Genomic DNA, 11,438 nt, shown 5'->3' on the forward strand with positions numbered 1-11,438 from the left:
TGCCATTCCCGCTTTCGCGGAAAGGCGATCAAGAAATCATCGAGGTTACGACCGTGAACCCTCCACGCACCCGCGATTACTGGCAAACGCTCGCCGACGGCCTCGACATCCGCACGCAGGCCTTCATCGACGGCAAGTACGTCGACGCCGCCGGCGGCAAGACCTTCGACTGCATCAGCCCGATCGACGGCCGCTCGCTCGGCGAGGTCGCCGAATGCGGCGCCGAGGACGTGGAACGCGCGGTCAAGGCGGCGCGGCGCAGCTTCGAATCCGGCGCGTGGTCGCAGGCCAAGCCGTTCAAGCGCAAGAAGGTGCTGCAGAAGTTCGCGCAGCTGGTCGAGGAGCACATCGACGAACTCGCGCTGCTCGAGACCCTCGACATGGGCAAGCCGATCGGCGACGCCACCGGCTACGACGCGCCGGCGGTGGCGCGCTGCCTGGCGTGGAGCGGCGAGGCCATCGACAAGGTTTACGGCGAGGTCGCACCGACCGGGCCGGGCGAACTGGGCATGGTCACGCGCGAGCCGCTGGGCGTGGTCGGCGCGATCGTGCCGTGGAATTTCCCGATGGTGATGGCGGCGTGGAAGATCGCGCCGGCGCTGGCCTGCGGCAATTCGGTGATCCTGAAGCCGTCGGAGAAGTCGCCGCTGACCGCGCTGCGCCTGGCCGGCCTGGCCGCGGAGGCGGGCATTCCCGACGGCGTGTTCAACGTGCTGCCCGGCTTCGGCAGGGAAGTCGGCGAGCCGCTGGCGCTGCACATGGGCGTGGACGGGCTGGTGTTCACCGGTTCCACCGCGGTCGGCAAGCGCCTGCTGCAGTGCGCGGGCCTGTCGAACATGAAGCGTACCTACCTGGAATGCGGCGGCAAGAGCCCGAACATCGTCTTCGCCGATGCGCCCGACCTCGAGGCCGCGGCGCATTCGGCGGCCAGCGCGATCTTCTACAACCAGGGCGAGGTCTGCACCGCGGCGTCGCGCCTGCTGGTGGAGCGTTCGATCAAGGACGATTTCGTCGCCCGCGTGGTCGAGGCCGGGCGCAGGATGCAGCCGCGGCACCCGCTGGAACCGGGCGCGGCGATGGGCGCGATGGTCGACGAGGCGCAGACCGAGCGCGTGCTCGGCTACATCCGGAAGGGCCTGGACGAAGGCGCGCGCCTTGCCCTCGGCGGCAAGCGCGCCGACGTGGTCGCCGGCGGCTGCTACATCGAGCCGACCGTGTTCGACGACGTCAGGCACGGGCAGACGATCTCGCGCGAGGAAATCTTCGGCCCGGTGCTGGCGGTAATCGCGTTCGACGGCGAGGAAGAGGCGCTGCGCATCGCCAACGACAGCGATTACGGCCTGGCCGCGGCGGTGTGGACCCGCGACATCTCGCGCGCGCATCGCATCGCCCGCAAGCTGCGCGCCGGAAGTGTCTGGATCAACTACTGGGACGGCGGCGACATGACCGCGCCGTTCGGCGGCTACAAGCAGTCCGGCAACGGCCGCGACAAGTCGCTGCACGCATTCGAGAAGTACACCGAGGTCAAGGCGACCTGGATCAACCTCGAAGCGTGATGCTGCCGTAGAGCGGGGCTTGCCCCGCTGCCTTTGCTCTGTGGCGACGCGACGAAAGACAGCGGGGCAGGCCCTGCTCTACAAAGGCGCGGCGAATCTGCCAGAATCGCGCGACTCCGACCGATCACGACCCGATGAGCGCCACTACCGTCGCCGCCCCGACCGCTAATTCCCCCGGCCGCGTGCTGTTCGCCAGCCTGATCGGCACCACCATCGAGTTCTTCGACTTCTACATCTACGCCACCGCGGCGGTGATCGTCTTTCCGCAGCTGTTCTTCCCGAAAAGCGACCCGACCACCGCGACCCTGCAGTCGTTCGCGACCTTCGCGCTGGCGTTCATCGCGCGGCCGGTCGGTTCGGCGCTGTTCGGGCACTTCGGCGACCGCATCGGACGCAAGGCCACGCTGGTCGCGGCGCTGTTGACGATGGGGCTGTCGACGGTCGCCATCGGCCTGCTGCCGACCTACGCGCAGATCGGCGTCGCCGCGCCGGCACTGCTGGCGCTGTGCCGGCTGGGGCAGGGCATCGGCCTGGGCGGCGAATGGGGTGGCGCGGTGCTGCTGGCGACCGAGAATGCGCCGCCGGGCAAGCGCGCGTGGTACGGCATGTTCCCGCAGCTCGGCGCGCCGATCGGCTTCCTGTGCTCGACCGGCGTGTTCGTGCTGCTGACCGAGCTGGTCAGCGACGAACAATTCCTCGCCTGGGCCTGGCGCATCCCGTTCCTGGCATCGGCGGTCCTGGTGCTGGTCGGCCTGTGGGTGCGGCTGCGGATCGCCGAGACGCCGGCGTTCCGGCAGGCGATGGAACGCGAGGAACGCGTGCGCGTGCCGATCGCCGACGTGCTGGCGAAATACCCGGGGCGCCTGGTCGCCGGCACTTTCGGCCTCATCGCCACCTTCGTGCTGTTCTACCTGATGACCGTGTTCGCGCTGAGCTGGGGCACCACGAAACTCGGTTTCGACCGCGAGCGGTTCCTGCTGCTGCAGATGGCCGGCGTGCTGTTCTTCGCGTTCACCATCCCGCTGTCGGCGGTGTACGCCGACCGCTTCGGCCGGCGCAACGCGATGATCGTCGCGACCGTGCTGATCATCGCCTTCGGCTTCCTGTTCGCGCCATTGTTCGGCGAGGGCGCGGGCAGCGCCAGCGCGTTCGTCTTCCTTGCCCTCGGCCTCGGTGCGATGGGCCTGACCTACGGGCCGTGCGGGACCACGCTGTCGGAAATGTTCCCGACCCGGGTGCGCTACACCGGCGCGTCGCTGGCGTTCAACCTGGCCGGCATCCTCGGCGCCTCGTTCGCGCCGTACATCGCCACCAGGCTCGGCGAGAAGTACGGCATCGCCGCGGTCGGCTGGTACCTCGCGGCGATGGCGACGCTGACCCTGCTCGCGCTGCTGTTCGTGCCAAGGTCGTCCCAGCCCGATTGAGCCTTCCCGCGGAGGATCGCCGTGGCCGGTTCAGTGGAACAGCCGCTTGACCGTGCGCGACAACCAGCCGCCTTCCTGGTGCACGTGGATGAAGCGGTTCAGGTGCTGCTTGACCGATTCCGCGTAGGCCTTGTCGTCGCTGCGGATGTGGTTGAACAGCCAGCGCGACAGCAGGCTCTTCAGTTCGTCGGCGACGTCCTCGCCGGCGCGGAAACGCAGCTGGTACTCGCCGACGCGCTTGGTGAAGATCTCGTGCACGCGCTTGTGCGCCGCGCTGAAGGGATAGCCGGCTTCCTCCATCAGCTCTTCCTCGAAGGCGAAGTGCGACAGCGTGTAGTCGACCAGTTCGTCGATCACGTCGCCGACCACCGCATTGCTGTGCCCCATCTGCGCGGCGTGCAGCTGGTTGATCATGTCGACGATGCGCCGGTGCTGGCCGTCGATGATGTCGATGCCGGTGTCCAGGTTGTCCTGCCAGATGAGCAAAGCCATGAGTTCCCCTTCGCGCGCGTGCTCCGCGCATCAAGTAGCGAAGGGAAGTCTCGGCCCGGCGCATGCCGGGCGCATTGATCGGGATCAATCGCGCGGTGCGATGCGGTCAGCCGGGTAGCCGTTGTCCGAGCGACGCGATCCGCGCCCAGGGATCCGTGCGCAGGCGGGAAGCGCGCCGCATCGCGCCGGCCAGGTCGTAGTGGTCGCCGCCGCGGGTCGCACCGAGTTCTTCCCAGCGCAGCGGCATGGCCACCGGCGCGCCGTCTCGGGCGCGCAACGACCAGCCGGCGATGCTGGTCGCGCTGCGGTAGTTGCGCAGCCAGTCGATGAAGATGCGGCCGCGGCGCAGGTGCTTCGGCGCGCTGGCGACGTAGCGGTCCGGGTGGCGTTCCGCCAGCCCGCGCGGTGCGTTCGCAGAAATCCTTGGCCTGCGCCCAGTCCGGGCCGGCATCGAACGGCGCGACCACGTGCACGCCCTTGCCGCCGGTCAGGCGCACGCAGCTCTCCAGTCCGTTGCGGCGCAGGCTCGCGCGGATCTCGCGCGCGGCGGCAACGACGGCGGGCCAGGCGACGCCGGGGCCGGGGTCGAGGTCGAAGACCAGCCGGTCCGGCCGGTCCGGCGTTTCCGCGTGCGCGCCCCAGGCATGCAGTTCGATGGCGCCGATGCGCACCAGTTCGAGCAGGCCGCGCAGGTCGTCGATGTACAAGTAGGGCGCGACGCCGCCGTCCTTTTCGGCCAGCATCACGCTGCGGACGTGCTCGCCGATGCCCTTGCCGGGATGGCGCTGGAAGAAATGCGTGCCGCCGATGCCGTCGGGGCAGCGCAGCAGCGACAACGGACGGCCGGCGATCTCTGGCAGCAGGCGCGGCGCCACGGCATGGTAGTAGCGGGCCACGTCGCCACGCGTGATCGCGGTGCCCGGATAGACGATGCGCCCGGGTTTTTCGATGGCGACGCCTTCGATCAGCAGTGCCGCATCGTCGTTCATGCGCATCTCCCGGCAGGGATCCGGGCCATTTCACCACAATGCGTCGCGCAGCTTGTACCAGGCCATCGCCGCGACCAGCAGCGGCGTGCGCAGGGCGCGGCCGCCGGGGAAGGGGCGGTGCGGGATCTTCGCGAACAGGTCGAGGCGCTCGCTTTGCCCGCGGATCGCTTCGGCGATCAGCTTGCCGGCGAGGCCGGTGGCGATCACGCCATGGCCGCTGAAGCCCTGCGCGAACCACACGTTCGGTTCGATCCGCCCCCAGTGCGGTGCGCGGTTCAGCGAGATGTCGATCATGCCGCCCCACAGGTAGTCGAAATCGACGTCGTTCAATTGCGGGAACACGCGCTGCATGCGCCGGCGCATCACCCAGCGCAGGTTCGGCGGTTGCAGCGTCGAATAGCTGGCGCGGCCACCGAACAGCAGGCGGTGGTCCGCGCTCAGGCGAAAGTAATCCAGGGCCCAGTTGGTGTCGGCCACGGCCATGTCGTTGCGGATCAGCGAGCGTGCGCGTTCCTCGCCCAGCGGTCGCGTCGCGGCGATGTAGGTACCGACCGGCATGATCCGCGATTCGATTTCCGGGGCGATGCCGTGCAGCAGCGCGTTGCCGGCCAGCACGACGTGGCTGCAGCGGACTTCGCCATGCGCGGTTTTCAACGAAGGCTTCGCGCCGCGCACGAGCCGTGTCGCTTTCGACCGTTCGAATATCCGTACGCCGGCAGCCAGCGCGGCACCACCCAGGCCCAGCGCGTATTTCAGTGGGTGCAGGTGTCCGCTGAGCGGGTCGTACATCGCGCCGAGGTAGCGATCGCTGGCGAGTTGCGTGCGCAGGCGGTCGCGATCCCACCATTCGACCGGGTGGTTGTAATGATTGTGGAAGTGTTCGGTTGCGGCGAGCAGGTCGCGCTGTTGGCGCGGCTTGATCGGCACGGTGGCGTGGCCATCGCGCCAGTCGCAGTCGATGCCGTGGCGCGCGATGCGAGTGCGCAACCAGCGCAGGCCTTCCAGCGACAGGTCGAACATCTGCTTCGCGTCTTCGGGACCGACCAGCGCTTCGAGTTTTTCCTCGCCGCAGCCGAAGCCGGCGATGGCCTGGCCGCCGTTGCGCCCGGACGCGCCCCAGCCGATGCGCTCGGCTTCGAGCAGGACCACGCTGTAGCCGGCTTCGGCCAGTTCCAGCGCCGCGGACAGGCCGGTGTAGCCGGCGCCGACGATGCAGATGTCGGTGTCGATGCGGCCATCCAGTCGCGGCTGCTGCGGGAGGAGTTCGGCGCTGGCGGCGTACCAGCTGGGCGGGTAGGTCGAAGCGCCGGCCATGTTCAGACCGCCCGCAGATACCACTCGTATTCGAGGTCGGTCACCTGCGCATAGAACGTGCGCATTTCCTTCAGCTTCTGCTGGCCGTAGATGTGGCGGAAGCGTTCGCCGAACTGTTCGCGGATGAAGTCGCTTTCAACGAAGGTCGAGATTGCGTCGCGCCAGAACGGCTGCTTGTTCTCGGTCTGCTCGTAGGCGTTGCCGACGATGGCCGGTCCCGGGTCGAAGCCGTTGTCGATGCCCCACAGCATGCCGGCCAGCACCGCGGCGGTGACCAGGTAGGCGTTGGCGTCGGCGCCGGCGATGCGGTGTTCGATGCGCATGTTCTTCGCATCGCTGTGCGGCACGCGCATCGCCACGGTGCGGTTGTTGTAGCCCCAGCATTCGTTCAACGGCACGAAGGCGTTGAGCACGAAGCGGCGGTACGAATTCGCGTGCGGGGCGAACAACAGCAGGCAATCGCCCGCGCTGCGCTGCAGGCCGCCGATCGCGTGCTTCAGCGCGGCGGCCGGCGCGTCCGGGCCCGAGGCGAAGATGTTGCGGCCGTCGGCGTCGAGCACGCTGGCGTGGACGTGCAGGCCGCAGCCGGCCTGTTCGACGAAGGGCTTGGCCATGAAGCTGGCCTGCATGCCCTGCTGCTGGGCAATGGCCTTGATCGCGCGCTTCAGGCAGATCGCGTCGTCGCAGGCGAGCAGGGCGTCGTCGCGGTGCCTGAGGTTGATCTCGAACTGGCCCGGCGCGTACTCGGCGACCGCGGTGTCGGCGGGGATGCCCTGCGCGGCGCAGGCCGCGGCGACCGCGTCGGTGAAGCCGCGGTAGTCGTTGAGGTCTTCCATGTAGTAGACCTGCGTGCTGCGGTTGCGCGCGCCGGTGTTCGGGTTGATCGCCGGTTGCGGGCGACCCTGCGCGTCGGGCAGGCGGTCGAACAGGTAGAACTCCAGCTCCACCGCGACGACCGGCTTCAGGCCGCGGGACGCGTAGCGATCGAGCACGCGCTTCAGCACCTCGCGCGGGTTTGCTTCGAAGGCGCCGCCAGCGGCGTCTTCCATCGACAGCAGCAGTTGCGCCATCGGCCGCGGTGCCCACGGGACGGGTTTCAGCGAACCGGGGACGGGGCGGCAGATGCGGTCCTCGTCGCCGATGTCGTAGCCCAGTCCGGTTTCCTCGACCGTGTTGCCGGTGATGTCGGTGCCGATCAGCGACATCGGCAGGCACACGCCGTCGGCGTAGACCTTGTCCAGCGCGTCGCGGGTCACCCGCTTGCCGCGCAGCAGGCCGTTCATGTCCGGCAGCAGCAGGTCGATCTGCTCCAGGCCGTCGATGCCCTGGAGGGTGGCGGCATCGGCGGCGGACAGCGTGGCGGTCGGGCTGGGATTGCGGGTCATGGTGGCCTCTGCTCGGCTCGCGGGCAGCTTAACAGAGCGGGGAGGGTGTCAAGAATACTCATCACCTGACTCGCGATATGGCCGTATTCTTCGCGGAATTGCGTTGCGGCGGCAAGATCGGTCGCCGGCGTGTTGTAAAAATAAAACGGCCGGGTTAATTTGCCTGCAAGCTTCCCAAGAGCCCCCACCATGGCCAGCCTGCCGCTGGTCGGCCTGCCCACCGACCTCAAGCAAATCGGCGCGCACCCATTCCTCGCCGTCGGCGAGAAATATGCGCGCGCGGTGGTCGATGGCGCCGGGGCCATCCCGATCCTGTGGCCGACCCTGCAGCCGCCGCTGCCCCTGGGCGAACTGCTGGACACGGTCGACGGCGTGTTGCTGACCGGCGCGGTCAGCAACATCGAGCCGCACCACTACGGCGACGAACCCAGCTACGAAGGCAACCTGCACGACCCCGCGCGCGACGCCACCACGCTGCCGCTGGCGAAACTGGCGGTGGAGATGGGCGTGCCGGTACTGGCGCTGTGCCGCGGCTTCCAGGAGGTCAACGTCGCCTTCGGCGGCAGCCTGTACCAGAAGGTGCACGAGGTGGAAGGCCACCTCGACCACCGCGAGAATCCCGACGATCCGCTCGAACGCCGGTACGCGCCGGCGCACGCGGTCACCTTCAATCCCGGCGGCCTGCTCGCGCGCATCGCCGGCGCGCCGTCGGCGCGGGTCAACTCGCTGCACGGGCAGGGCGTGGCCAGGCTCGGCACCGGCCTGAAGGTCGAAGCGGTAGCGCCGGACGGCCTGATCGAGGCGTTCTCGCTTTCGAAGGGCGATGCCGACGGCGGCGGCTTCCTGCTCGGCGTGCAGTGGCACCCGGAATGGCGCGTCGCCGAGAATCCGTTCTACCTGAGCGTCTTCCGCGCCTTCGGCGATGCCTGCCGCAAACGCGCCGCGCGCCGTAACGCCGCCGGCACCGAAACCCGAACCGAGGCCGCATCGGCCTGACCGCATGAGCCAACGCCAACGCCCGCGCAAGCCCGTCCCCGAGCAGACCGAGAACGCGCTGCGGCGCTGGCTGAAGGAGCGCAACATCACCGAAGTCGAGTGCCTGGTGCCGGACATCACCGGCAACGCGCGCGGCAAGATCATCCCCGCCGACAAGTTCAGCCACGACTACGGCACGCGCCTGCCCGAGGGCATCTTCGCCACCACCGTCACCGGCGACTATCCCGAGGACTACTACGAACTGGTGTCGCCGTCGGACTCGGACATGTACCTGCGCCCCGACGCCGACACCGTGCGCATGGTGCCGTGGGCCACCGACCCGACCGCGCAGGTCATCCACGACTGCTACACCCGCGACGACAAGCCGCACGAACTGGCGCCGCGCAATGTGCTGCGCCGCGTGCTGGCCGCGTACGCCGACGCCGGCCTGCGCCCGGTGGTGGCGCCGGAAGTGGAGTTCTTCCTGGTGCAGAAGAACACCGACCCGGACTTCCCGCTGCTGCCGCCGGCCGGGCGTTCCGGGCGGCCGGAGACCGCGCGGCAGTCGTACTCGATCGACGCGGTCAACGAGTTCGACCCGATCCTCGACCTGATGTACGACTACTGCGACGCGATGGAACTGGACGTGGACACGCTGATCCACGAAACCGGCGCGGCGCAGCTGGAGGTCAACTTCACCCACAGCGACGCGATGTCGCGCGCCGACCAGGTGTTCCTGTTCAAGCGCACCATGCGCGAGGCGGCGATGCGCCACGGCATCTACGCCACCTTCCTGGCCAAGCCGATGGAGAACGAGCCCGGCAGCGCGCTGCACATCCACCAGAGCGTGGTCGACGCGAAGACCGGCCGCAACGTGTTCGCCGGCCGGGAGCCGGGCAGGCAGAGCGCGCTGTTCATGCACTACCTGGCCGGGCTGCAGAAGTACACGCCGATGGCGATGGCGTTCTTCGCGCCGAACGTGAATTCCTACCGCCGCCTGGTGTTCGGCGAGATCTCGCCGAAGAACGTGCAGTGGGGCTACGACAACCGCACCTGCGGCCTGCGCGTGCCGCTGGACACGCCGGAGAACACCCGCGTGGAAAGCCGCTTCGCCGGTTCCGACGCCAACCCCTACCTGGCGATGGCGGCGACGCTGGCCTGCGGCCTGCTGGGCATCCGCGAGAAGCTCAGGCCGAGCCCGCCGACCGCCGAGAGCGTCGGCGAGGAATCCGGCAAGTACGAACTGGCGCGCTCGCTGGGCGAGGCGCTGGACGACCTGGAGAGCTGCAAGCCGTTGCACGCGCTGCTCGGGCCGCGCTTCGTCCGTGCGTACATCGCGATCAAGCGCAAGGAATACGAAACCTTCTTCCGCGTGATCAGTTCGTGGGAGCGGGAGTTTTTGCTGTTGAACGTCTGATTGCCGTCACCCCGGGCGCAGCGGGGGATCCGCTTTCCCCTTCGTCCGGCGTGCGATAGGGCAGATTCCCCGCTGCGCCCGGATGGCAAGGCATTGGAGATTGCAATGGAACACCTCGACACCAAGACCCTGCAAAAGCTCGACGCGGCGCACCACCTGCACCCGTTCAACGACAACGCCGTACTGGCGAAGAAGGGCACGCGCATCCTGACCCGCGGCGAGGGCTGCTATGTCTGGGACGCCGACGGCAACAAGCTGCTCGACGCCTTCGCCGGGCTGTGGTGCGTCAACATCGGCTACGGGCGCAAGGAGCTGGGCGAAGCGGCGAAGCGGCAGATGGACACGCTGGCCTACTACAACAGCTTCTTCCAGTGCACGGTCGAGCCGACCATCGAGCTGGCGGCGAAGCTGGCCGAACTGGCGCCGGGCGACATCAACCACTCGTTCTTCGTCAACTCCGGCTCCGAGGCCAACGACACCATCCTGCGCCTGGTCCGGCACTTCTGGGCGGTGCAGGACCAGCCGCGCAAGAACATCTTCATCGGCCGCCACAACGGCTACCACGGCACCACCGTGGCCGGCGCCAGCCTCGGCGGCATGAAGGGCATGCACAGGCAGGGCGGGTTGCCGATTCCCGACATCCACCACATCGAGCCGCCGTTCTGGTTCGGCGACGGCGACGAGCTGTCGCCGGACGAATACGGCCTGGCCGCGGCGAAGCGGCTGGAGGACAAGATCCTCGAACTCGGTCCGGAGCGCGTGGCCGCGTTCATCGGCGAGCCGATCATGGGCGCGATCGGCGTGTACATCCCGCCGATGACCTACTGGCCGGAGATCGAGCGCATCTGCCGCAAATACGACGTGCTGCTGGTCGCCGACGAGGTGATCTGCGGCTTCGGCCGCACCGGCGAATGGTTCGGCAGCCAGTACTTCGGCTTCCAGCCCGACATCATGCCGGTGGCCAAGGGCATCACCTCCGGCTACATCCCGCTGGGCGCGGCGATGTTCAACGACCGGGTGGCGAAGGTGCTGAAGGAGCAGGGCGGCGAACTGGCCCACGGCGCGACCTATTCCGGGCATCCGGTCTGCACCGCGGTGGCGCTGGAGAACCTGCGCATCCTGCAGGAGGAGGGCATCGTCGAGCGGGCCAGGACCGAGATCGCCCCATACCTGGCCCAGCGCTGGGCCGAGCTGGGCGAGCACCGCCTGGTCGGCGAGGCGCGCATCGCCGGCATGGTCGGCGCGCTCGAGCTGGTGCCGGACAAGCCCAGGCGCACATTCTTCGAAGAACGCGGTAAAGTCGGGGCGCTGTGCCGGGACATCGCGCTGCGCAACGGGCTGATCCTGCGCGCCACCAACGATTCCATGCTGTTGTCGCCGCCGCTGGTCATCGATCGCGCGCAGGTCGACGAACTGTTCGAGAAGGCATGGAAATCGCTCGACGAGACCGCGGCAGAGCTCGGCAAGTGACGCGGAAGGAATAGGGAGTGGGAAAAGGGTGCGACTGGCCGCGGGGCCGGGCGCGAACGGCAACGACGACGCCCGCGCGGGCGATTTGGAGAGTGCAATGAAGCTGCGAACCCTGTCTGTGGCATTGGCCGCCTGTACGCTCGCCGCCTGCGGCGGCAAGAAGGAGGCGGGAGAGGCGGGCGCCCCCGCCCCCCCCCCCTGGCGCAACGGGGGCAACGACCCCAAACGCGCGGGCCTCTCCGCCCACGACACACAACCGAAACTTCCGCAGGCGACCGGCACGAACACGGCCCACGCCGCGGTGGCCACCAACTAGGTGCCGGCGAGAAGAGCGCCTCCCCGCGTCTCGGGGCCCCACAGCGGCGGGGCCGCGGCCACATACCCCCTGCCGCCCGGCGCTCCCGTGGGCGTGTCGG

9 protein-coding genes are annotated in these 11,438 nt (G+C 68.7%); 5 read left to right on the forward strand and 4 right to left on the reverse strand.

All coding sequences use genetic code 11. The features are described from left to right. Positions 1-53 precede the first annotated feature (53 nt). Positions 54-1,556, forward strand: a complete 1,503-nt coding sequence (locus CSC71_RS07820) for an aldehyde dehydrogenase (RefSeq protein ID WP_162373802.1) — start codon at positions 54-56, stop codon at positions 1,554-1,556. A gap of 134 nt (positions 1,557-1,690) precedes the next feature. Further along, positions 1,691-2,980 carry an MFS transporter gene (locus CSC71_RS07825; protein ID WP_162373803.1) on the forward strand — a complete coding sequence of 430 codons (1,290 nt, stop codon included), beginning with the start codon at positions 1,691-1,693 and terminating at the stop codon, positions 2,978-2,980. Positions 2,981-3,010: 30 nt separating this feature from the next. On the opposite strand, the gene CSC71_RS07830 is transcribed toward CSC71_RS07825, so the two are convergent. Genes CSC71_RS07830 through CSC71_RS07845 form a run of 4 tightly spaced genes read right to left on the reverse strand, consistent with a single transcriptional unit; the run spans position 3,011 to position 7,160 of the window. Then, entirely contained in the window at positions 3,011-3,472 is a 462-nt protein-coding gene (locus CSC71_RS07830; protein WP_162373804.1) for a bacteriohemerythrin, read from the reverse strand. Next, positions 3,391-4,461 (reverse strand): non-homologous end-joining DNA ligase LigD, encoded by a 1,071-nt coding sequence (ligD, locus tag CSC71_RS15740; RefSeq protein ID WP_246192068.1) that lies wholly within the window; start codon positions 4,459-4,461, stop codon positions 3,391-3,393. The genes CSC71_RS07830 and ligD overlap by 82 nt, the downstream gene beginning before the upstream one ends. Positions 4,462-4,491: 30 nt before the next feature. After that, positions 4,492-5,775 (reverse strand): NAD(P)/FAD-dependent oxidoreductase, encoded by a 1,284-nt coding sequence (locus CSC71_RS07840; protein ID WP_162373805.1) that lies wholly within the window; start codon positions 5,773-5,775, stop codon positions 4,492-4,494. 2 nt (positions 5,776-5,777) lie between these two features. Further along, positions 5,778-7,160, reverse strand: coding sequence for a glutamine synthetase family protein (locus CSC71_RS07845; protein WP_162373806.1), 1,383 nt, complete (start codon positions 7,158-7,160; stop codon positions 5,778-5,780). A 189-nt stretch (positions 7,161-7,349) separates the two neighbouring features. On the opposite strand from CSC71_RS07845, the gene CSC71_RS07850 reads away from it, so the two are divergent. The 3 genes from CSC71_RS07850 to CSC71_RS07860 all read left to right on the forward strand — a co-directional run bounded on the left by CSC71_RS07850 (position 7,350) and on the right by CSC71_RS07860 (position 11,022). Then, positions 7,350-8,156: a gamma-glutamyl-gamma-aminobutyrate hydrolase family protein gene (locus CSC71_RS07850; RefSeq protein WP_162373807.1), complete on the forward strand. Its 807-nt coding sequence runs from the start codon at positions 7,350-7,352 to the stop codon at positions 8,154-8,156. A 4-nt stretch (positions 8,157-8,160) separates the two neighbouring features. Then, the gene (locus CSC71_RS07855) at positions 8,161-9,552 is read left to right on the forward strand and encodes a glutamine synthetase family protein (protein ID WP_162373808.1); all 1,392 of its coding nucleotides are present in this window, start codon (positions 8,161-8,163) and stop codon (positions 9,550-9,552) included. Positions 9,553-9,657: 105 nt separating this feature from the next. Then, positions 9,658-11,022, forward strand: coding sequence for an aspartate aminotransferase family protein (locus tag CSC71_RS07860; protein WP_162373809.1), 1,365 nt, complete (start codon positions 9,658-9,660; stop codon positions 11,020-11,022). The last annotated feature ends 416 nt before the right edge of the window (positions 11,023-11,438 follow it).

The sequence above is a fragment of the Pseudoxanthomonas sangjuensis genome (assembly GCF_010211755.1).
GTDB classification, from domain to species: Bacteria; Pseudomonadota; Gammaproteobacteria; order Xanthomonadales; family Xanthomonadaceae; genus Pseudoxanthomonas_A; species Pseudoxanthomonas_A sangjuensis.

Coding starts and splice junctions, on each gene's coding strand:
- CSC71_RS07825 (WP_162373803.1), top strand. CDS start 1,691: ATGAGCGCCACTACCGTCGCCGCCCCGACCGCTAATTCCCCCGGCCGC.
- CSC71_RS07855 (WP_162373808.1), top strand. CDS start 8,161: ATGAGCCAACGCCAACGCCCGCGCAAGCCCGTCCCCGAGCAGACCGAG.
- ligD (WP_246192068.1), bottom strand. CDS start 4,461: ATGAACGACGATGCGGCACTGCTGATCGAAGGCGTCGCCATCGAAAAA.
- CSC71_RS07840 (WP_162373805.1), bottom strand. CDS start 5,775: ATGGCCGGCGCTTCGACCTACCCGCCCAGCTGGTACGCCGCCAGCGCC.
- CSC71_RS07850 (WP_162373807.1), top strand. CDS start 7,350: ATGGCCAGCCTGCCGCTGGTCGGCCTGCCCACCGACCTCAAGCAAATC.
- CSC71_RS07845 (WP_162373806.1), bottom strand. CDS start 7,160: ATGACCCGCAATCCCAGCCCGACCGCCACGCTGTCCGCCGCCGATGCC.
- CSC71_RS07860 (WP_162373809.1), top strand. CDS start 9,658: ATGGAACACCTCGACACCAAGACCCTGCAAAAGCTCGACGCGGCGCAC.
- CSC71_RS07830 (WP_162373804.1), bottom strand. CDS start 3,472: ATGGCTTTGCTCATCTGGCAGGACAACCTGGACACCGGCATCGACATC.